Genomic DNA, 21753 nt, shown 5'->3' on the forward strand with positions numbered 1-21753 from the left:
CACACCACCTTGCATGAAGGCGGGGAAGTCGAGGGCCATCAAGGTCCCCGCTGACAACGCCCGCCGCCGCCCCGTCTTGGTCCACCTCCCCCAAAGTCGAAACCATGAAGATCTCGGATCACCTTGCCTCCTTCTCCCGCCTCGATCTGGTCGGCGCGGCCACGCCCTGCAAAAGCTTGATCGCCTGTCCGGGATGCTCGGGCGCGATATCTACATCAAGCGGGATGACACCACGCCACTTGCGTTTGGCGGAAACAAACTGCGCAAGCTTGAGTTCCTGGCGGCAGACGCCTTGCGCCAGGGCGCCGATACGCTGGTAACGGCCGGAGCCATACAGTCGAATCATGTCCGGCAGACGGCCGCGCTGGCGGCCCGTCTTGGGCTACGCTGCAGCGCTTTGCTGGAAAACCCGACCGGCACGGCAGATGGCGACTACCTGCACAGCGGCAACCGCCTGCTGCTCGATCTGTTCGACGCGCAGGCCGAGCCAGTTGCCAGTCTCGACAACGCCGACGCACAGTTGCAAGCCCTTGCGGAACGGCTGCGTAGCGAGGGCCGCAAGCCTTATGTCATCCCAATCGGCGGGTCCAATCCGCTGGGGGCATTGGGGTATGTACGCGCCGGCCTGGAGCTGGCCCAGCAAGCCGAAGCGATGGGTCTTGCATTCTCGGCGGTCGTGCTGGCGTCCGGCAGTGCCGGAACCCATGGCGGGCTTGCGTTAGCGCTCGCACACGCGATGCCGGATACACCGGTCGTCGGCGTTACCGTGTCGCGCAGCGTCGCGGCGCAAACGCCGAAGGTGGCTGGGCTGATCGAAGGTACTGCTACGCTGCTCGATGTCGAGGTGCCGGCAGGGCTGAAAGTCGAGCTGTGGGACGAGTACTTCGCACCTTGCTATGGTGAACCCAACCAGGCTGGGCTGGAGGCCATCCGCATCCTGGCCGGTACCGAAGGGGTGTTGCTCGATCCCGTTTATACGGGGAAGGCGATGGCCGGCCTGCTCGATGGTGTCGCGCGCCGGCGCTTTACCGGCTATGGCCCGGTGTTGTTCCTGCATACCGGAGGTGCGCCGGCGTTGTTTGCGTATCGCAATGCAATCGACATGGAAATACGGACAGCGGCTACGACGATCCCAACGACGTCTGCGTTCTGACCGATGGCACACTAGATCTCGATATAACGAGTCTTTCTCAGTTGAAGCTGATATTTGCCTTCCGCATAACATCGCGCCAACGAGCGATATCCGCCTCCAAGGTTGCCTGAAACTGCGCTGGTGTATCGAGTACTAGTGCGCGAGCACCGCACCGAGATTGAATTCATCGGCAACTTTCTTCAATCGCCTGTCGCGCGTCCAGATGGTGATGCCGGGTTGTAGCCGCGCGGACGCCAACAGTGACGTGTCGACATATCCGATTTCACGATTGAACAAACCTTCGCGCTCGATCAGATAGAACGTCTCCTCCGGCGTTGCAACTGGCGCGCGCGGCAGATCGAGCAACGCGCCAAGCACGACATCACGGTCACGCAGACTACCGAGCGAAATCTCGCCTATGACATATGGATGAGCCAGCACACGCTCCTTGGTAAGCAGGCTAATCAGCATTGGCTCAGAAGCGTTGATGTGGTCAATCCAGACCGACGTGTCGACAAGAATCATTCGACGTCCTGCCGGCGACGCGGTGGCCCCTTGATGCCCGGTTGGCTACCGCCAAGATTCGCAAGTCGTTTCGCGGCTTCACGCTGGATCAAGGCCTTTAGCGCTTCGCGCACGAGTGCCGTTTTTCCTCCAGGCCTGTATAGGCTTGAGCCTTGGCGATCAAATCGTCATCAAGCGCAATAGTCGTACGCATGGAAGCCTCCGTAGGTGTAAGCACCAGTTATAGCATCGTTTGATGCTTACAGTAGTGCGCTTTGTCATGTCGTAATGAGCGCATTTTGCCGCAACATTCCGATGCAGTTGCACGCGAGAACTGCGAAAACCGCCAGCGAACACAGACGAGATATCGCGTACTCGGAAAGATGAGCGTGCCATTCAGTGGGTGGGGCGCAGGCCTTCACCACATCTTTCTCGACGAGAGCGGCAATTTCTTCCGGCTGCTGGGCGTTCGTCTGGGCAAAGACAGCGACGCTGCGTGACGCGCGCGCGGCGGCCTCGTCGGTGGAGGGGCGCCCAGTGTCGACGCAAACGCGCCGCCACGATCAGTGCCCGGGTAAGATGGATGGCCCTCTGACGGGTTTCCAGTCCGCGACGATACTTCACCGGCTCGACGTCAGTTCCGCAGTTCGCGGCGCAACACCTTGCCGACGTTGGACTTGGGCAGGCTGTCGACAAATTCGATCAGCTTCGGCACTTTGTATGCCGTCAGCCGATCGCGACAGTACGCGGCGAGCGTGTCGGCATCCAGCGCTGCATTCGCGGTCTTCACCACGTAGATCTTGACGGCCTCGCCGGTCTTGCCGTCGACGACCCCGACGCAGGCGCATTCCGCCACACCGTCGCACCCGCTCACGATCGCCTCGATTTCATTCGGAAAGACGTTGAACCCCGATACGATGATCATGTCCTTCTTGCGATCGACGATCTTCAGGTAGCCCGCCGCATCGATCACGCCTACATCACCCGTGCGGAAGTAGCCGTCGCTGGTAAAGGCAGCGGCATTCTCTGCCGGCTTGTTCCAGTAGCCACGCATCACCTGCGGGCCCTTCACGCACACTTCGCCCGCCTCGCCGTCCGTGGCTTCCGTGCCGTCGTCACGCAGCAGGCGGACATCCGTCGAAGGCACCGGCAAACCCGTGGTGCCGTTGAAGGCATTGATGGTTGGCGGATTGAAGCTGACGACCGGGCTGGTTTCCGATAAACCGTATCCCTCGCGGATGACGACGCCGGTCAGCGCCTTCCAGCGCTGGGACGTGGCCGGCACGATGGCCGCGCCGCCACCGGCCGCCAGGCGCAGCGCGGAAAAGTCGACCTCGCCGATGCGCGGATGCAGGGTCAGGCTGGCAAACAGGGTGTTGACGCCGGTAAAGACCGTGCAGCGCGCGGCCTTGAGGACGTCAATGAAGGCATCCATGTCGCGCGGATTGGGCACGAGCCAGTTGTGGGCGCCGATCGAAAAGCAAGTGAGGAAGTTCACCGTTAGCGCGAAGATGTGGTACAGCGGAATCGCCGTCACCACGACCTCGCCACCCGGGACAAGGTTGTCCGGCGAGATCGCCTTGAACTGCATGACGTTCGCGATCAGGTTGCGGTGCGAGAGCGCCGCGCCCTTGGACAGGCCGGTGGTTCCACCCGTGTACTGCAGGAAGATCAGGTCGTCGCCGGTCACTGCCACACGCTCCAGCGGCAGGTTCGCGCCTTGCGCCAGCGCCGCTTCGAATCCGACTGCGCCGTCGATACCGCCCTGCCCGGCTGCGCCGACGAGAATGACTTGCCGGATCGCCGTGCGCGGCATCACTTGCGCCACCGTGGCCGCACCGCCACCGAACACGATGATGGTCTTTGCCCCGGCATCACTGAGTTGATGCCCCAGTTCGCGCGCCGTATAGAGCGGGTTGACGTTGACCTGGATCGCGCCTATCCGCGCGATCGCGATCAGAGCGATCGGGAATGCGATCAGGTTCGGCAACATCACGGCAACGCGGTCGCCCTTGCGCACCCCTAACTCCGACTGCAGGTAGGCCGCCAGTGCCCGCGACTGCTGATCGACATCGCGATAGGTCAGCGTCCGCCCGAGGCAGGTAAATGCAGGGCGCGCGGCATGCTCGCGCATGCCCTCGTCGAACAGCGCCACTAGCGATGGGCAGGCGTCGGGATTGATCTCGTGCGGAATGGCGCCATAGCTGGCGAGCCACGGTTTTTGCTTCATGTTGTTTTCAGTCTCCTGTTTGGGTGATGGCCAGGTAGATGCCTTGCCGCGTTGCCAAAGCATGCCCATAACGCCCACAATCCCGTTGTTACATCACGTCAGAGTTTTGTCATTTGCCGACAGCCGTGCGATTTTCACCTTTGACTTGCCGAAGAAGCGCACTTCGCGATCACAGCGCTACCGGCGCCCTTACGCACCACCCACCAGCCGAACGCCGTCGCGGTGAAATACATCAACAGGCTGTAGACCGCGGCCGGGAGCGACATCGTGCCGTTCTTGAGCACGACCAGCGCCAGGTAGATTGCCAGCGCGCCGTTGTGGACGCCAATCTCGAACGCGATGGCGCGGTTCTGCCCTTCGGTCAGGCGGACGGTCTTGCCGATAAGGTAGCCGACCAGCAGGCTCGCCAGGTTGAAGACCAGGCACGCCGCGCCCACGATCTGGAAGTTGGTGGAGATCACGACCCATTCCTTCACCACGATCGACACGATCAGCAGCACCAGAATCAGCGACGACGCGATCTTGACCGGCTTGTCCATCGTTTTCGAGAAGCTCGGCAGCTTCGCATGGATGAACATGCCGATGGCCACCGGCGCGAGCACCAGCGCGATGACTTCCATCGTCTTCTGGAACTGCAGCGGGATGTAGGCCTGACCGCCCATGAACTGGCTGAGGGCGAAGTTGACGATGGTCGGGATCGTCACGATGGCCAGCACGCTGTTGATGGCGGTTAGCGAGATGTTCAGCGCAACGTCGCCCTTGAACAGGTGCGAGAACAGGTTGGCCGTGGTGCCGCCTGGCGATGCGGCCAGCAGCATCAGGCCCACCGACAGTTCGGCCGAAACGCCGAAGGCCTTGCAGATGAAGAAGCACAGTGCGGGCAGCAACAGCGCTTGCGCCAGCAACCCCATGGCGATGGCCTTGGGCTGGAAGAGGATGCGCTTGAAGTCTTCAAGGCGCAGGTGCAGGCCCAAGCCCAGCATGATGATGGCCAAGGCCACCGGGAGTGCGATCGTGGACAGCGCGCTTTCTTGCATGAGTGTCTCCTGGTTATCGTTATGTAGCCGGGCCTTGCGTTATCGAGCGCAGCAGACTTTGCGTGGGGTTCGCGCTCATCGTTGTCTGCGCATCGTTGCCGCAATTCCATGCAAATGCTTAGTTCTTGTAGCTGGGGTCGATCCGGTCCAGCTTGCGCAGCACTGCCGGCCAGGCGATCTGCGCACCCTGCCCGGAGGTTCCCGTGCGGACCACTTCCTTTACGTTGCGCTGAATGTTCGGGTCAACGCGAATCAGCTCTCCGCCGGCCTGTGCCGAGATCTGGATCTGGCAGCAGGTCTCGAGGAAGTACATGGACACGAATGCCTCCGCCACGCTAGCGCCCACCGTCAGCAGGCCGTGGTTGCGCAGGATGAGATAGTTGTTGTCGCCGAGATCGGCCTGGAGCCTGGGCTGCTCGTCGGGGCGCAGCGCAATGCCTTCATAGTCGTGGTACCCAAGGCTGTGCAGCACCAACGTGGATTGCTGGGAGATCGGCAGCAGGCCTTCGCGCTGTGCGCTCACTGCGACGCCGGCGCGGGTGTGCGTATGCATCACGCATTGCACGTCGTGGCGCGCCTCGTGGATGCAACTGTGGATCGTGAACCCGGCGGGGTTGACCGGGAACGGCGACTCGTGGAGTTTGTTGCATTGCGCATCCACCTTGATCAGCGACGACGCGGTGATCTCGTCGAACATCAGCCCGTAGGGATTGATTAGAAAGTGATGGTCCTTGCCTGGAACCCGCGCACTGATGTGGGTGAAGACCAGATCCGTCCAGCCGTAGAGGGCTGTCGCGCGGTAGAGCGCGGCGAGTTCGACGCGCAGTTGCCACTCTTCGGGGCTGGTGTGGGCTTGGAGGGAAGGGGTGTTCATGCCGGGTCCAAATAGTTGATGAGCAGTAAAAGTCAGGATTGAGCCGGCGCCTGTGCCTCGGGGTTGAGGCAATTGGCCAACGGCGCGCCGCGCAGCGCGCCCACCAGGTTCTGGAAAGCCTCGCGCGTCATTTGCTGGTGTGTCTCGTGCGTGGCCGCGCCGAGGTGAGGTGTCAGCACGACGTTGGGTAACGTCAGTAATTCGGGGTGCACTTTCGGCTCCCCCTCGGTCACGTCGAGCCCGGCGGCGGCAATGCGGCCCTCGCGCAGTGCGGCGGCCAGGGCCGCGTCGTCGACGACGCCGCCGCGTGCGGTGTTGACCAGCACGGCGGTCTTTTTCATCAACGACAGTTCGCGAGTGCCGACGAGGTGGTGGGTGGCGGGTCCATAGGGCACCTGCACCATCACCGCGTCGCTTTGGGCGAGCAGTTCGTCAAGCGGCAGCCAGCGCACGCCGAGCGCTGCTTCCTCCTGCTCGCTCACGCGGCGCCGGCTGTGGTAGAACACGTCCATGTCGAAGCCCCGGCCGCGCCGGGCCAGCAGCGCGCCGATGCGGCCGAGGCCGATGATGCCCATGCGCCTGTGGTGAACGTCCTGGCCGGGCAGCGGCGAGAGTTGTCCGACCCAGCGGCCGGCACGCACGAAAGCGTCGGCCTCCACGATGCGGCGCGAAGCTGCAAGCAGCAGGCCGAAGGCCATGTCGGCAGTGGCGGCGCACACCGCGCCGGGCGTGTGGGCCACCCGGATACCGCGCGCGGTGCAGGCCTGCAGGTCGATGTGGTCGAAGCCCGCGCTGATCGTGATGACGAGCCGCAGCCGCGTGCACGCCGCGAGCAGCTTGGCATCGATGCGATCGCCGGGGATCACGAGCACGCAGTCGGCATGCTCGAACAGCGGGGCCAGGTCGCCACCCTCCTCGCGCTCGGCGGGCATACGGACCTCGCCGAGTTCGCGCAGGATCGCCAGCGAGGCGTCAGGGAAACGCCGCGACAGGGCGATGAGGGGCTTGTGCGCGGTGGTCGTGCCAGCGTTCATTTCAAGTCCTTTCTCGGGCGGGCCTTTTGAGGCTGGGTGGCGGTGGCTTCGGCATGCATCGTTGTCTCCTTCAGGTAGTGGGTAGCGCTGAATGCAGGCCAACGATAGGCGCATTCCCGATTGCGGGCTTGATTCTGAGTGACAAATTCTTGATCCCATGCGACACTTCGCGGATGACGGTTCACCACAACCTCGTTCGCGCCGCGGCATTGGAGCGTTACTCGTCCCTGGTGCAGTCGCTCGGCGGAGAACCGCACGCGTTGCTCGCCAAAGCAGGCCTCGACGAAAGCTCGCTCAACGACCCGGATCGGTACCTGCCCTATCGAAACGTGCTGCAGGCCATCGAGATCGGCGCCATGGAGTTGGGCGTGCCCGACTTCGGACTGCGCCTTTCCGATGCGAAGGACCCCAGCTTTCTGGGGGTGCTGTGGCTGGCCATCCAGTCGGCCCGCAGCGTTCGGGACGGCATGCTGATGGCAGGCCGGCACATGCACTACCATGCGCCGGGTATTGCCATTGAGGTGCGCGAGGCCCATGGGTCGTCGCACGAGCAGGTCGGACTGCGCTTCCTGCTGCCGGACCTGCCGCTGCTGCCGCAGGCAACCGAGCACGCAGTGAGTCACATCTGCAAGGTAGTTCGCGTACTGTCGGACGGGAAGGTAGGCCCTGCGGAGGTTCACTTCCGCCACGCGCCAGCGGGCAGCAAGCGCCAGTACCGGGAACACTTGGGGCTGGTCCCCTGCTTCCGGTCAACGTTCGACGGCATCCTGGTGGAATCGGTCGCGTGGCGCAGACAGCTTCCCCGACAGAACGATCAGCTCCAGGCCTTCGTGGAGCGCTACCTCGTCGCGGCGGCGCCGCGGGCAAAGACTTCGCTGATCGACCAGGTGCTCCAGGTCTTGCGCACCCAGATGAGGCTGGGACCGGTCAACCTCGTGGTCGTCGCGCGCGTGCTGCACCTGCATCCGCGCACCCTGCAACGACGGCTCCAGGAGGACGGGCAGACCTTCGAGAAGCTGAAGGACACGGCGCGACGCGAACTCGCCGGCCAACTGCTCGCGCAATCGGACATCGGCCTTTCGCAGGTGGCGCAGTTGCTGGACTTCGCGGACCAGTCCGTGCTGACCCGAGCCTGTCAGCGCTGGTTCGGGAAGCCACCGTCGGTTGTTCGTCGGGACTGTTAGAGAAGACGCTCACGGCGAGTACCTACGAAGATATCGTGTCCAGAACCGGTTCAAGGTCTGCCCTGTTTGGCGATCGGCGTTGACACAGCAAGTTTTCTTAAGGAATCTATTCAAGGAGCCACATGACCGCAACAAAAGCGTGCCCGATTGTTTTGCGCAGTCGTCACGGTATCGTACATATCCTCGCATTCAAGCATCCGGCCGCAGGCTACCAGTTGGCAAAGGGCACTATTGAGCAGGGCTCCGCCGGAGGCGGCAATTCGCGAGCTCTGTGAAGAGTCAGGGATCTGCGACGCTCACGTGGTTTCAGATCTCGGTCTTTGGAACGCTTCCTATTGGGAACAAATCTGGTCTTTCCAATTGTGCGAGTCAGTGGCGAAATTGCGCGACGAGTGGACCTTCGAGACTAGCGACGACGGCGGCCACATGTTTGAATTTTATTGGCACCCGCTGCAGCGGGACTTGCCCGAACAATGCCACCCCTCTTTCAATCGGCTTTACGCGAGATTCGTATTCGAATCGGAACACTAACTAGGTCGGCGTTGTCCTCGATTCCGCAGTTGTAAATAACCTCTACTAATCCGAAGTTTGAGGGCCTGAAACGCAGCTAAGCAAGAGATGGCGCGCCTTTGCGCCATTTTTTGCGTCCTATTTGTTCCCATGTAAATCGTTCAATGTTTGGTGAGATTTACCTTGAATTGCAGGCCTCGTTGGCTATGCTTTAGCCCATGTATATCGAGACCGTCCCCAATCGCAAATCCCCGCCCGCGATCCTTCTGCGTGAGGGCTATCGTGAGGGCGGCAAGGTCGTCAAACGCACCCTCGCCAATCTGTCGCACTGGGATCCGCAACTCATCGAACACTTGCGCATCTTGCTCAAGGGCGGCATCGCCGTTGCGTCAACCCAGGCGCTGATGAGCATCGAGCGGTCGCTGCCGCATGGCCATGTGGCCGCCGTGCTGGGCATCGCCCGGCGCTGCGGCCTGGCCAAGCTGCTTGACCCGGCACCCGCCCCGGTGCGCTCACTGGTGCTGGCCTTGGTGGTGGCGCGCGTGTTGGCGCCGGGCTCCAAGCTCGCCACCTGGCGCATGTTGCAGCCGGAGTGTGCAACCCATTCGCTGTCGCAGGTGCTGGGACTTGGCGCGTTCGAGGTCGAGCGGCCCCCCGTGCCAATATGACGTGCGTCACTTATCCCTGATAGATTAGTGAGCAACGAGGTAGGTATGACCGTCAACAATTCATCCAAGGCAACGATGGCCGCCGTCAGAAATGTGTCCGATCCGGGCGCAACGCAAGGAGCCCGTAGGGCGACTGAAGAGGCGCCCGGATCGGCGACGCTGGCGTCAGCGTCCGGCACCGATTCAGAGGTCGTTGCTCGCGCTCGGCGCAGGCAATTTTCCAACGCCGACAAGCGCCGCATACTGGAGGCGGCTGACCGCTGCACCAAGCCCGGAGAGATCGGCGCGCTGATGCGCCATGAAGGCGTGTACTCGTCATCCTTGAGCACGTGGCGGCGCCAGCGCGAGGCTGCCGAACTGGCTGCCCTTGCCCCACAAAAGCGCGGACCCAAATTCGACGAGACTCGGGCCGAGGCGCGGCACATCGCGCAGCTCACGCGCGAGCGCGATAATCTCAGGAGGCGACTCGACAAGGCGCTGCTGGTGATCGACGTCCAAAAAAACTTGCAGCCTTGCTGGGCAATCCGATCGACGACGACACCGACAAGCCGTAATGGCGGCTGTGCAAGAGCTCACTCCGGCCCTGGGCGCGAGCGCGGCCTGCCATGCCCTGGGCGTGCCGCGCGGCACGCCTGCCCGGCAGCGGGCCCACCTGCGTCGCATGGCCTTCATCGGTCCACTGCCACGGTCCACTGCCAGGCCCCGGCCACCGTTGGCTCTGGATGCCCTGGAAAACCAGGTGCTGCTGGACACCCTTAACAGCGAGCGCTTCGCCGACACCGCGCCGGCGGCGATACACGCCACGTTGCTCGACGAAGGCCGCTACCTGGGCTCGGTGCGCACCATGTACCGGTTGCTGGCAACCAATGGCGGCTCGCGCGAGCGACGCAACCAGCTTGTCCATCCGGCCTACGTCAGGCCTGAGTTGCTGGCGCGCGCGCCTAACCAGGTGTGGTCGTGGGACATCACCAAACTCAAAGGGCCAGCCAGGTGGACGTGCTTCCACCTCTACGTCATCCTGGACATCTTCAGCCGCCATGTCGTGGGCTGGTTGATCGCCGGGCGCGAGAGCGCGGAGCTCGCTGAACAGCTCATCGCCGACAGCGTGGCACGCCACGATATCGCCCCCGGCGTGCTCACGCTTCATGCCGATCGCGGTGCCAGCATGCGCTCTAAACCGGTGGCCGCGTTGCTGGTCGACCTGGACATTACTAAAAGCCACAGCCGGCCTCACGTATCTGACGATAATCCCTTCTCGGAGTCGCAGTTCAAGACGATGAAGTACCGTCCGGACTTCCCCGCGCGCTTCGGCTGCATTGAGGATGCGCGCGCCCACTGCCAGGCATTCTTCGCCTGGTACAACACCGTGCATCGGCACTCGGGCATCGGATTCATGACGCCGCACAGCGTTCATTATGGGCTCGCCCAGGAGTTGCACCTCACCCGTCAGGCAGCACTCGACACAGCATTCAGGGCGTCCCCAAACAGGTTTAAAGGGCATCGCCCTGAACCACCGCGGCTGCCCACAGCAGTCTGGATCAACCCGCCGCCATCGGAGGCCATTACCCCAAACACACCACAGCCCGGCACAGTAAATTCATGAGGCCAGGTGACGCAAAGTCATTGACACGTTCCGGCCCGTCGCCTTGGAACAAGGGAAAACTTTCCGGGCAGAAGCCGCCACTGAAACTCAAGGAGGTTCGGGCGATCCGCACCAGGCTGCATATCGCGGCATGGCAAGGTTATGAGGCAGCCAGGGTACGCGAATACCTGAGCGGCACGGCGGACGAAGCGGAGGTCGTAGCGCAGGAACTGCAGGTCAGTCGGACCGCATCCACTCGGTGCCTTCGTTCGTCATTGGCAAGCATCGCGTGAGCGGCGGTCAACCACCTGAGTATTTAAGCGGGGTGATGCAGGCCGCGGCCGCCAAAGCCGGGAATGTGTGAATGGCTGCCGGGGTCTCCTACCTGCGCCAAACATGGCCGATGCAGCACCTCCGTAGCCGGAGAGTTGCAGCCAATCCCGCCAATGCGCCGGGACAACGCTCCAGAAGCTGGTCGGCGGAGTGTCGACGAATCCACAAATGTACCCGCAACTAGTGCTTACCCCAGAACACTCCAGCGAATCCGAAGGTATCATGGCCTCTTTGCAAACGTTTGCAATACTAAGGTAACCGCCTCATGAGTGAGTCCTCATACATAGCGCATCCGTGGCCACCCGCCAGCCCTGCCGCGCATTGGCATCGCAGGTGCGTGCGGTCCGCTCCAGGCGCTTGGAGCCGACATACATGGCCTGTATGCCGGCTCGTGAGGCTTGCTAGGCGAGGGGTGCCGAAGCGCGGATCGCGCTCAAAGCCGCTCGATAAACCAGTCGCAGATCAAGCTCAGGGCAGGTTCTGGCCGGTCGAGCTGGACATGCGCGGCGCCGCCTTCTGCTTCGGTATAGACGCGCAGCTCCTTGTGGCGGGAGCTCGCCTCGGCAAACAATTCCTGCGCCTCGATGAGTGGCGTTTGCCGGTCGTGTTCGCCATGAACGATCAGGAAGTCGCAAGTAATGTTGGAGGCGACCCCCTTCAGGCGGAACTTCTCAAGCTTCTCGAAGGCCTGGTCCCAGGTCTGCACGCCCATGATCCGGAGGAAATGCTTCCCGGTGGTGCCCAGCGCGGCATTGGCATCGAGTTGCTGGATGCCGGCGCCCTTTTCATATCCGACACGGCGCTGCCAGCAAGCGTAGTAGTCATAGATGGCCGCCCATGCCACGCAAGCCTTGATCCGCTTCTCGAAGCAAACGGCGCGCGGAGCGTAGTAGCCCCCATCGAGGCCGCCATCAACCCGATGCGATCCGCGTCCACATCGTCCCTGCCCGATACATAGTCGACCACTGCCGACAGGGCCACTTCGGAGTCATGCCGCGCTACGAGACCCTTCACCCGAAGGGTGGCGCCCTGACCCGGGCCGTCAAAGCCAAGGCAATTGATGCCGCGCGCAGCGAGCGCACGTGCAACGTAGAACATTTCCTCCTTGGTGCCGTCGAGGCCGTCGTGCAACAACACCGTGGGCGCCCGACCGGTCACGTTCTGGGCTTTGACGAAGTATGCCGTGATAGCCGAATTCTCGAACGGAATATCAAGAATCTCGACCTGCGGGGAACTAAGCTCGGCAAATTCCCTGAAACAGTCAAGATGCTTGCCATAATAAATTGGCGCGCGTGCATCGTCCGGATCCAGGAACGCTTCCGTCCATTGGTAGTACTGCGCGGCGCGGAAATAAGCCTCCCGCGCGGTGACCGAGTGCCCCTTGCCCGCCGCATCCCGCGCTACGCCTTCGACTTGTTCGGAAAGCGTGTGCCACGCCTTGTGCCACGCCTCGGTATCACCCGCGGCACCGGCTTTCGAAGCTTCGTGCAGATTGCGGCAGACCCAATCTATCTCTCCAAAGATGCCACCGCCCGCCATGCAGCGCAGCACCGAGAGCGACCACATATAGTTGCCGGGAAAATACTGAAACATAGTTCCTCCAATTAATAACTCATTTTTAAATACCGCACAATCCGTAATGCTCTATCTATTTAACAACCTTACTATTTCCGTCTTGCCCAGGAATCGCTTCGACGGTTAAACTTTAAACGAACACTAAATTATCAGCATAACCAAAGCATCCCCCGGTTACCCAATCGTCCCAAGATGGCGAAGGCACACCAACGAGGATTCAGGAGACACATCAATGGCCAAGGACCGGCTCATTCGCATCGTTCATGGCAGTTTCGGACGCGCCACGCTTCATCTGATCGAAGGGGCGCTTGTCGCACACGCTCACGCCGAGTTTCATCTGATTTTCAAGCTGGGCGGCTCGGACGCTCTCTTCAAGGTGGACGACAGCACGGTCACGGTGTCTGAGGACCGCGCACTGCTGATCAATCCATGGTCGACACACGCCAAACTGGATCAAGGCCCCGAACGGTCCCTCCTGCTGGCGCTCCTGCTCGACCCCGGCTGGCTTGGAACCACCCTGGATATTGAGAACGCAGCAACCGGTCTGCAGTTCAGGGAGCTCGCCGCTGGAGTGGATGGCGAGATAGCGACGGCACTCGCCGCGCTCAGCGGCTGCCTCGCGCACGGTGAAACCAATGCGACCACAAGCTGCGAGGAGGCCGTGGCCCAACTGGTAAGAGCAATCTCGGCACGATATGCCAAGCTTCGTTCCATGACCGAGGTCCTGGCCACATCAAAGCCGCTTGACTATCGAATCAAACGCGCGGCGGAGTTCATTCGGAACCATGCATGGGAGAACCCGAATGTAGAAACCGTGGCGAATGCAGTGGGCATGTCGCGAAGCCGTCTTTTTGATCAGTTCAAGGCTTGCATGGGGATCTCGCCCCAGCAGTACCTCGACTGGGTTCGCGTGGGCCTTGCCACCCGGCTGCTGACAGAGCGTCACACGAGCATCGGCGAAGTTTCGCACCAGTTGGGCTTTAGCGCACAAAGCCACTTCACGCGCTTCTTCGTCCAGCATCTGGGGATCAGCCCGTCGGAATTCCGTCGTACGGGCATTGTCGCTGGCGTGCAGTCCGGGCAGTAGTGCGCGCCAGCCATCTGCAACAGGCTGTCAGGATCGCAGTGAATCCGAGATCTTCTGCCTGATTCGGGGTTCGAACACGGATTTCGGAAGCATCCCATGCACGGTTTTGGCCGGGATGGAAGTGTAATTGCTAGCCGTCTGGTTCGAATACTGGGTAATCCGGAAGTTCGCGGCGATACTGGCGAGCGAGTAGACATCCTGCGTGTCCATGCCGGAAGCTTCGCTCAACCAGCTGATCATGTGTCGCAAACACGCCGTCAGGGCACCATCCAGGTTCTTGCCGAATCCCAGCGCAATCCAATGTGAAGGCGTCTCTGCCATTGGCAGGGCGAGGGCATTTCGCTTGTGCAGAAAGTATTGGATCTGCATGTCCTCCATCGCGGTTTCAATCGCAGTCTGATTGACGACGCCATCGCCTTGCGCCGCATGAGAGTCTCCTGTCCAGACCATCCCGCCCGGGCGCTGCACCGGCAAAAACAGCGAGGTTCCCTCGACGAGTTCTCGCAACACCAGGTTGCCGCCATACGGTCCGCTGAGGATACCGCTGACGGGCTCGTCTGAAGCGGGCTGGACTGCCATGACGCCTTGAAACGGGGCGAGCCTGATACGAATGCCCGGCGCGAATTCTGTGTACTTGCGCGACTCGTCAAACTCAAAGTAGCGCAGGTATGGTTTGCTAAAGTCGTTCGGCAGCGCGCCTACCCCTTTGGGCGCCGAGTTCCAGCCCCACCCAATCGGGCGCAACCGGACCATGTGACATTCAATCACGTCTCCAGGCATGGCCCCCTTGACTTCGACCGGACCAATGTTCGAGTAGGGTCCTTGCGGAAACCGCTTGCGCACGGGTTCCCGCTCCTCAAAGCTCATGCCGTACCTGGCGCCATTGGCCCAGTTCACCCAGGTATTCGGGTATGCGACCAGATCACCCGATTCGACCGTTGCTACTGGCGCGACCTTCGGATCCAGTATGCCGACTCTCACGGTCTCCGATGTCGAGACGATACGATGAATCCTGCCTGGCTTGCGTACCGGAAGTGGGGAACCAACCGCATTGTCCGCCAACGCATTTCCCTCGGGCGACGCTGTGACGGATGCCTGAGCCATTGTCTTTGCCGATCCCACACCGATTCCTGCGACGGCTGCCGCCTTCAGTAGTTGCCTTCTGTCGATCAACATCTTTTGTGCTCCTCCTTCTGAGAATCTGAATCTCTGGCTTTCACCTGATCGCCGGCTTTCCGGCTCATTGAAGTTGCGCGACGTACTGAGCAACAGCCTCGATCTCTCCATCGCTCATCAATGGCACGATCAGGCTCATCAAGCTTCCCCGGTCCGCCTCGCATGCCCGTCCTCCATGCGTGCAGTTGCTTCTCCACGTACTCGGATTGCTGGCCACCGATCCTCGGAAAATCGGGAGCAATACCCTCACCGCCGGGCCGATGGCAAGAGACACACGCCGGCAATCCATTTGCTGGATTACCCTTCCAATAGATCACGCGACCAGGTTCGACCAGGTCCGCCGAGACTGGTTGACTTCGTGCTGGCGGCCGATGACTGAAATAGCGGGCGAGATTCTGCATTTCATTGTCATTAAAGGGTTCCATCACCACGCGCATCACTTCGTTGTTACGTAGCGGCTTCTCACCAGCGGTCCCCTTGAATTGCCGCATCTGCTTAAGCAGATAGTCCGCATTCTGTCCCGCGAGGCTGGGATACGCCCCTTGGTGGCTTTGACCGCCGACGCCGTGGCACGCCGCACATACCTGCTCTGCAACACGCCGTGCATCCGACAGGTCCCATGCTCCGGATTCAGGTTCACCCCGGGCCTGTGAGATGAGCACAAGCAAGGCCGCGATCAAGGCAGCGTGGGTTCGGCGTGTCGGACGGCGTCTCACAATGATGTCCCCTCGGAAGATTGACTGGCTCAATTCAGATAGGCGCCTGTTTTGGCGACAATTCCCCTGGCACGCTCGGTCTCGCTGGACAAGCGACTGGATAAGGCGTTGGAGCCAGACTGGCTGAAAGTGATATCCACACTCAGTTCAGCCATGTGTTTGCGAACTTCAGGATCATTCATGATGTTCCTGGTTGCTTCGCGCAACCGGTCTATGACCGGCCCGGGAGTACCCTTGGGCGCGAACAATCCATACCAGACCGTGATGTCGTAACCCGGGATGGCTTCGGCAATCGTCGGCACATCGGGCATGGACTTCAGGCGACTTGGTGTCCCGACTGCGAGCAGCCGCAACTTGCCGGACTTCACATGCGGCATGTACTCCAGCAATGGGCCGGTTGCCAGATCAATGTGGCCTGCAATCATGTCATTGATGGTTGGACCGCTACCCTTGTACGGAATATTGGTGATGTCAACGCCAGCCATCGTCTTGATCATCTCGAGCGGGTAGCTCGTGGGTCCTCCGTAATTCACCTTGCCTGGATTTGCCTTGGCAAATGCAATCAGGTCGGGAACAGACTTGTATGGCGTGTGTGGATTGGTCACCAGTACCAGCGGAGATTCCCCAAGCGGGGCCACGGGTGTCAGATCTCGCGTGACGCTATATGGAAGCTTCCTGTAGAAGGCAGCGTTGACCGCATGAATGCTGTTGAGAATTCCAATCGTCTGCCCGTCTGGTGCGGCTCGCACAATTGCCTCGGCACCGATGTTTCCACTTGCGCCGGGCCTGTTCTCAACCACGACGGGTTGGCCGAGCACATTCGACAACCGCTGCGCCAGCGTTCTGGCCAGCACGTCATTGATGCCGGCTGGAGGGAAGGGAACGATGAAGGTAACGGGCTTTGCAGGCTTCCAGCTTGCCGACGCAGGTTCGGCCGCCGATGCCGCGCTCTCACTGCCAGGCAGGACTCCGAGCATTGCGGCGGCCAGACTTGCGAGTATGGCTAGCCTGGCTGATGCCACCCGAAGCGCCGGGGTATTTAGACTCAACATATGATCGTGTCTCCTTGATTTCGTGATGCCAGCACGCACCGGTTACGTCTTGCTCCCTACTTTACCGATCCGACGGAATGGCGTTTTCCTTACCGACTAGCCATTTACCAGGAAGTCCATCATTTTTGCCTGGCAGGCTTTCCCGGACATTTACCGAATCCTCCGCAAAATGCGTCGGGTGCGATCGCATGCAACGACTCCTGGTGCAGGATTGAGATCCGTCCATCAAGAAAGGGAAGATAAATGGATACGAAAGACCTCGTTTTAGTTGGCCATGGACCCATACATGTCATCGCCTTGCATGGCTGGTTTGGTCATGCGCGAAGCTGGGGACATTTTCCAGGTGAAATCGATGTGGAGACCTTCACCTATGCTTTCATCGACTATCGGGGCTATGGATCCCGTCGCGATCGGGAAGGTACCTTCAGCATTGGCGAAATTGCCAAGGACACGTTGGCCCTTGCAGATGGGCTTGGATGGGACCGCTTCGCATTGCTCGGCCATTCGATGGGTGGGAAGGCCATGCAGGCCGTCTCCGTCCTTGCCCCCGAGCGCATTACGGCAATGGTGGGTATCACACCTGTTCCACCGACGCCTGTCGAGTTCGATGCTTCCACGCGAACGTTGTTCGAGAGCGCCGCCCGCAGCGTGGAAGCCAGAATCGGGATTATCGATACCACCACGGGTAACCGGCTTGGGCGGGCATGGCTCGCGCGAATGGCACAGGATTCCATCGCGCACTCCGAGGTCGCGGCGTTTGCCGCCTACTTTCAGGCATGGGCAGACACCGACCTGTCGGGGCGCATTGCGGGCATCGAAATTCCCACACTGGTGCTGGTCGGGGAACATGATCCGTCGCTGACCGCGGCGTTCATGGAAGAGACCTACGGCAGGTTGTTTCTGAATGTGGAAATCGAGGTCATTGGTAATGCGGGTCACTACCCCATGAACGAAGCGCCAGTCGATTTGGCCACGCGAGTCGAGAGCTTTCTTGCCGGCTTGGCTGGTAGGATCTGAGGCGACAAGCGCCGGCCGCATACTGAACGGCCGGCGACGTACCCGAAGGCGGGATTCGCAACGTCTGCCCCTATGGGGTTTCCGTTGCACCGATCGCGGCGATGCCACGCCTGCCCGCCTCCTCGTCCATGTCTGACGCCCCCCGCTGACGCCAACAGCACCAGCCAATTGACCGCCGATATAGATCCCGAGCGAGCCTTGCGACGGTAAAAGAGGACCACCATAGACGAGGGAACTCATCTGCCCGAAGACAATAGGATTGGCTCGATAGCGCTGCGCCAGTTCGGCACCAGATGCTCCGCCGGTGGCCGCTGTCGCCAACGCCTTGCCGCGAGCGACATCGAATGTCGCAAACGGGGCTCCGTCCATCCGCACGCCAGTCACAAAGTGGCCTGCTGCATCCACGACGACAATGCTGACGGGTGTCTTCTTCTGCCCGGCGAACTGCGCCGCGGCACTAACGAGATGACTTGCTGTTTCCAGGCCAAGTCCCTTTCCTTGTACTGCTTGCTCTGCGCAAGCCGGAAGGGAGCCGCACAACTGCAATGCAGCCGCCGCCAGCACTAGGTATCGCATCGTTCGTCCTCCCCAACGGGCAAGGCTGCAGAAGGGAGCAGCCGATCAGCATAAGAACTCGCAAAGGCCGAATGGGCGGCTGCAGGAGGTATCGCCCAGTCGGCCACGCCAGGGCAAACTATCGCCCCAGTTGCAAAAGGTGTTTTATCAGATCGTCCAATCTTTGCATCAGAACAGTTGGCGCATGCCAAACATCACGCCCTGCGGGTTGGATGCACCAGCGGGTGACACGTCATTGGGGAAGTTTGAGAACGTGTAGTTGGCCTGACCCTTGTTCCAGATCTTGCTGGCATTTGCGTATAGTGTCGTGCGCTTGGACAGATTATGTTGGTAGCCCAGGGATGCCTGGTCGCCCCGGTTCGACGTACCAACCGTGCGCTGCATGCCATACGCCAGCAGCACCAGCCCGCTTGGACCCACAGGTACGGAAACGCCGACATGGTAGCCGCGGTCCTTGATCGTAGCCTGCCCCGGATTCCAACGTGTTGCCTGACGCCCGTTGACGAATACCTTCAACCACGGGAACTCATACGTTCCCCCGATTGCGCGCTCGTCCCGATCGGCATTCGCGACGCCGCCAATGCTGTAGGTTCTCTCATAGGCCAGGCCGAGCCAGAGCGGCCCTCTGCCATAGGTAAGTCCGACCGCCTTCAGCCAGTCAGCGTCGCGCGGTGGCGCGGTGCGCTCGGCCCCGAGCGAATAAATCAGACTAGCTTGAAAGCCCGCCAGCTCGGGGCTCTCATACCGGATGGAATTGTCGGCGCGGGCAGTAAGGCTACTGCCCGCGGGGCCGCTGTTCTGCAAACGCCCAAGCGGGCCATACGGCGAGAAGCCAAAGGCTGACGCCTGCCCCTCGATGTAGTAGATAGGGGTATTCTGCCGGCCCAATGTCACCGCCCCCACTGCGTGCTGCTCAGGCCTACCCAGGCCTGCCGGCCAAACAGCCGGCCACCTTGTTGCACGGTACCCGAGTCCAACGCGAGCCCGGTCTCCAGCGTAAACACGGCAGACACGCCGGAACCCAGATCCTCCTTGCCACGCAAGCCCCAGCGGGATTGGTAAAGGCCGCCGTCCTCCACGCGCGTGGCGTGCTTATCGCCAGACTTGACGTACTCAATGTACTGATCGGCCACGCCATAGAGCGTGACTCCACTCTGTGCGCTTGCCAAACCCGGCGTGACAGCTGCTCCCGCCAACAAAAATGCTCCCAGCTTCTTCATGCTCTCTCCTTGTCCCATCCACCGTGCGCAGCGGTGTGGTAGTTCGCGCGGTCAATTGCCGCGCTGCAAGGGTACGAGCAAGAAGAAAGGAGGTATTAACCCAATCGTCCCGCCAATTGCAGTCAAGTCCGGAAAGGCGCTGGGGCAGGCAAGAAGCCCAGCGAAGACGTTAGTTGCGTTTTTCGCAGGCAGTGTGACACCGGTAGGTGAACGGCCAATCTCGACTTCGGCTCTGCGGCGGCGCCCGGCACTTTTTGGCAAGCAAATCCCTCCCGCAGACCGCAAGGACCCGCGAAGAGCAAGCAGGTGCGGCCTTCAGGGCCGCACGCTAGAGATTTTTGCTCAGCTCATAGTTATACGGATCGCTCGAGAATCGTTGCGATTGTTCGGCGCTTACAACATGACTTGCACAGCCCAGCACGCCAAGAGTCAGTGCGCTGAGAATCGCTGCCGCGAGAATTCTTGTCATGATTTTCCTCGGCCGGGAGTGCCCTTGCGGGCGGGAATTCCGAACTTAATTCTAGTCGTTGCCGTTCCTGATGCGACGCCGCCTGCTGGGCCTGCGCAACGCACTGCCACGCCGCATGCATCGCTTGCACCGGTGTATGCGCCGGTCATCGAGTGCTGATCCAAGCGCACCGCTGGGCGTTCTACACCAAAGCACCAGATTTCTGCATACAGCAGCCAGGGCTGTCATTGATCAGCCTTGCAGATGCCAATTGGGTGATTGGATTTCGTCGCGATGACGCTGCACACGCTCGGTTACTTCCCAGATTTGCGCCGATTGGCAGAATTGTTGCCGGATTCCCGCAAGCCACACCAATAAATTGCGTCAAACCCGAATTACCCCAGTTGGGTACAGACATCCTTGTACGCTGCGGCCCGGATGCCTGCCCGCCCTGCCGCATCGCCCCGGTGACAATGTATGCAGACCAAGCATGCCGGTGATAGTATCCACGTCCAGAGCGTTTCCTGATGGCAGACGACCCACAAATCGATAGCCAGCCGGCATCATGCATTGTTAGTAAAGCCAGACGCCTTGTCGTGTCTGACTTGGTGCAATGACCTGGACTCTCCGCATGCGATTGCCCATTTCCAACCAAGAAGCTGCCGAGCGGGCCATACAGCGCGACTCATTGGGCTGCATGGCGCAAGCATTGCTCCTCGATCAGGCGCTCGCTGCCGGAGATCTTTGCTTTTTTCGCAAAAGCTCGGCGGTCGAGCACGTAAGTCAGGTGGTGACGCCAGCTTCCGGACGTGGATTTCTGGCAGGCGTGTCGCTGGTGGATGGGCATCGCCGACGCATCTTCCATCAGAATCGCGCAAGCACGCATGCGTTTGAAGCAGGCTCCGTTTACTTGCGCAACTTCCAGGATGACTACAAGGCCGATCTCTCCGGCACCTTCGATTTCGTACTGATCGAACTCCCTCCCTGTTCATCGAGCGGACAGCCCTGGAATTGGGCTGCCCCGCAAGTCTCGAGTTGCGTCACGCCGCGGCGCTGCGCGACCCTGTGCTGGCGCATCTCGCCCAGGCACTCCTGCCGGCTCTCGACGGTGCCCACGGTGCAAGCCGATTGTTTATCGATCAACTCGGACACGCGATCGGGACACATCTGGTCGAGCATTATGGAGCCGTCAACCCCGGGCGCATTCGTCCAATGGGCCGGCTTTCTTCCCGCATACTGGCGCGGGCGCAAGAGTATCTCGCCGCACGGCTGGACGACAGCACCGTGTCCATTGCCGAAGTCGCCGATGCCTGTCAATTATCCCGAAGCCATTTTTCGCGGGCGTTTCGCCAGAGTACTGGCAAGACGCCGCATGAATGGCTGCTGGAGCGTCGCCTCGAGCGCGCGGCGGCGCTCCTTAGCACCACGGAGCTTCCGATCGCAGGTGTCGCCGCTTCATGTGGCTTTGCCGATCAAAGTCATCTCACGCGCAGCTTTTCCAAAAGTCTTGGCCAGACTCCGGGTAACTGGCGACGCACGCAGCAGGACCTCATGCCCTGATTTTCCCCTCTGGACTCCATTACCGCTGTCTTGCGCACAATAGAACAAGGAAGAGCACAGAAATTCAAGCCAGCGGGCAGGCACCCCACGTACATTGCCGTTGACGCGGCGTTCCTCCGGCACTGAGTAGATTCGGCTGGCGCGCGTCACGCACGCCAAGGGGAGGGCCGAGCATGACTGCGATGCTAGCGACGTTCGCCCGGGTCCTCGCCATTGCTGGAAGCATGGGGGCACGAGC

At 61.0% G+C, this 21753-nt stretch carries 16 protein-coding genes and 7 pseudogenes; 8 read left to right on the top strand and 15 right to left on the bottom strand.

The window, feature by feature from the left end:
• Positions 1-104: 104 nt before the first annotated feature.
• Positions 105-1153, top strand: a pseudogene (locus OMK73_RS17905) (D-cysteine desulfhydrase).
• Positions 1154-1285: 132 nt separating this feature from the next.
• Here the strand turns inward: OMK73_RS17905 and OMK73_RS17910 are convergent.
• The 6 genes and pseudogenes from OMK73_RS17910 to OMK73_RS17935 all read right to left on the bottom strand — a co-directional run bounded on the left by OMK73_RS17910 (position 1286) and on the right by OMK73_RS17935 (position 6811).
• Positions 1286-1657, bottom strand: a complete 372-nt coding sequence (locus OMK73_RS17910; RefSeq protein WP_267603262.1) for a type II toxin-antitoxin system VapC family toxin — start codon at positions 1655-1657, stop codon at positions 1286-1288.
• Positions 1654-1850 (bottom strand): annotated as a pseudogene (locus tag OMK73_RS17915) (type II toxin-antitoxin system VapB family antitoxin). Before OMK73_RS17915 ends, OMK73_RS17910 begins: the two are co-directional and overlap by 4 nt.
• Before the next feature lie 420 nt (positions 1851-2270).
• On the bottom strand, positions 2271-3866 hold the full coding sequence (locus tag OMK73_RS17920; RefSeq protein ID WP_267603263.1) for an AMP-binding protein: 1596 nt from the start codon (positions 3864-3866) through the stop codon (positions 2271-2273).
• Between the two features lie 134 nt (positions 3867-4000).
• A complete protein-coding gene (locus OMK73_RS17925) occupies positions 4001-4903 on the bottom strand; it encodes a bile acid:sodium symporter family protein (protein WP_267603264.1) in 903 nt (300 codons plus the stop codon).
• A gap of 118 nt (positions 4904-5021) precedes the next feature.
• Entirely contained in the window at positions 5022-5777 is a 756-nt protein-coding gene (locus tag OMK73_RS17930) for a class II aldolase/adducin family protein (RefSeq protein WP_267603266.1), read from the bottom strand.
• A gap of 32 nt (positions 5778-5809) precedes the next feature.
• Positions 5810-6811: a 2-hydroxyacid dehydrogenase gene (locus OMK73_RS17935; protein WP_267603268.1), complete on the bottom strand. Its 1002-nt coding sequence runs from the start codon at positions 6809-6811 to the stop codon at positions 5810-5812.
• A gap of 173 nt (positions 6812-6984) precedes the next feature.
• Here OMK73_RS17935 and OMK73_RS17940 point away from each other — a divergent pair, with 173 nt between their 5' ends.
• From OMK73_RS17940 to OMK73_RS39290, 4 genes and pseudogenes are all read left to right on the top strand, one after another.
• Positions 6985-7995, top strand: a complete 1011-nt coding sequence (locus OMK73_RS17940) for an AraC family transcriptional regulator (RefSeq protein WP_267603270.1) — start codon at positions 6985-6987, stop codon at positions 7993-7995.
• A 728-nt stretch (positions 7996-8723) separates the two neighbouring features.
• Positions 8724-9155: pseudogene (locus tag OMK73_RS17945) on the top strand (IS1634 family transposase); the annotation flags it as partial.
• 177 nt (positions 9156-9332) lie between these two features.
• Positions 9333-10776 (top strand): IS3 family transposase gene (locus tag OMK73_RS17955; protein WP_420715652.1). Its coding sequence is split into 2 segments (ribosomal slippage): positions 9333-9670 and positions 9669-10776, totalling 1446 coding nucleotides; the frame shifts between segments, so codons are not numbered across the junction.
• Positions 10773-10907 (top strand): annotated as a pseudogene (locus tag OMK73_RS39290) (integrase); the annotation flags it as partial. The gene OMK73_RS17955 and the pseudogene OMK73_RS39290, both read left to right, overlap by 4 nt.
• A 614-nt stretch (positions 10908-11521) precedes the next feature.
• Here the strand turns inward: OMK73_RS39290 and OMK73_RS17960 are convergent.
• The gene (locus tag OMK73_RS17960) at positions 11522-11932 is read right to left on the bottom strand and encodes an alpha/beta hydrolase family protein (protein WP_267606654.1); all 411 of its coding nucleotides are present in this window, start codon (positions 11930-11932) and stop codon (positions 11522-11524) included.
• A 104-nt stretch (positions 11933-12036) separates the two neighbouring features.
• Positions 12037-12681: pseudogene (locus OMK73_RS17965) on the bottom strand (alpha/beta hydrolase); the annotation flags it as partial.
• A gap of 214 nt (positions 12682-12895) precedes the next feature.
• Here OMK73_RS17965 and OMK73_RS17970 point away from each other — a divergent pair.
• Positions 12896-13750, top strand: a complete 855-nt coding sequence (locus OMK73_RS17970; RefSeq protein ID WP_267603274.1) for a helix-turn-helix transcriptional regulator — start codon at positions 12896-12898, stop codon at positions 13748-13750.
• A 27-nt stretch (positions 13751-13777) separates the two neighbouring features.
• On the opposite strand, the gene OMK73_RS17975 is transcribed toward OMK73_RS17970, so the two are convergent.
• The 3 genes from OMK73_RS17975 to OMK73_RS17985 all read right to left on the bottom strand — a co-directional run bounded on the left by OMK73_RS17975 (position 13778) and on the right by OMK73_RS17985 (position 16619).
• Entirely contained in the window at positions 13778-14926 is a 1149-nt protein-coding gene (locus tag OMK73_RS17975) for an acetamidase/formamidase family protein (RefSeq protein WP_267603276.1), read from the bottom strand.
• Positions 14920-15588 (bottom strand): c-type cytochrome, encoded by a 669-nt coding sequence (locus OMK73_RS17980; RefSeq protein WP_267606421.1) that lies wholly within the window; start codon positions 15586-15588, stop codon positions 14920-14922. Before OMK73_RS17980 ends, OMK73_RS17975 begins: the two co-directional genes overlap by 7 nt.
• Positions 15589-15671: 83 nt before the next feature.
• Positions 15672-16619 (bottom strand): Bug family tripartite tricarboxylate transporter substrate binding protein, encoded by a 948-nt coding sequence (locus OMK73_RS17985; RefSeq protein WP_267603278.1) that lies wholly within the window; start codon positions 16617-16619, stop codon positions 15672-15674.
• A gap of 318 nt (positions 16620-16937) precedes the next feature.
• Between OMK73_RS17985 and OMK73_RS17990 the strand changes: the two genes are divergently transcribed.
• Positions 16938-17711, top strand: a complete 774-nt coding sequence (locus tag OMK73_RS17990) for an alpha/beta fold hydrolase (protein WP_267603280.1) — start codon at positions 16938-16940, stop codon at positions 17709-17711.
• 192 nt (positions 17712-17903) lie between these two features.
• On the opposite strand, the pseudogene OMK73_RS17995 reads toward OMK73_RS17990, so the two are convergent.
• From OMK73_RS17995 to OMK73_RS18010, 4 genes and pseudogenes are all read right to left on the bottom strand, one after another.
• Positions 17904-18287 (bottom strand): annotated as a pseudogene (locus OMK73_RS17995) (heme-binding protein); the annotation flags it as partial.
• A 168-nt stretch (positions 18288-18455) separates the two neighbouring features.
• Positions 18456-19525 (bottom strand): annotated as a pseudogene (locus OMK73_RS18000) (porin).
• Positions 19526-19835: 310 nt separating this feature from the next.
• Positions 19836-19976 carry a hypothetical protein gene (locus OMK73_RS18005; protein ID WP_267603282.1) on the bottom strand — a complete coding sequence of 47 codons (141 nt, stop codon included), beginning with the start codon at positions 19974-19976 and terminating at the stop codon, positions 19836-19838.
• 664 nt (positions 19977-20640) lie between these two features.
• Positions 20641-20820 carry a hypothetical protein gene (locus OMK73_RS18010; protein WP_267603284.1) on the bottom strand — a complete coding sequence of 60 codons (180 nt, stop codon included), beginning with the start codon at positions 20818-20820 and terminating at the stop codon, positions 20641-20643.
• Between the two features lie 200 nt (positions 20821-21020).
• On the opposite strand from OMK73_RS18010, the gene OMK73_RS18015 reads away from it, so the two are divergent.
• On the top strand, positions 21021-21515 hold the full coding sequence (locus OMK73_RS18015) for a helix-turn-helix domain-containing protein (protein ID WP_267603286.1): 495 nt from the start codon (positions 21021-21023) through the stop codon (positions 21513-21515).
• Positions 21516-21753: the final 238 nt, after the last annotated feature.

Source organism: Cupriavidus sp. D39 (genome assembly GCF_026627925.1).
In the GTDB taxonomy this organism is placed as follows: domain Bacteria; phylum Pseudomonadota; class Gammaproteobacteria; order Burkholderiales; family Burkholderiaceae; genus Cupriavidus; species Cupriavidus ulmosensis.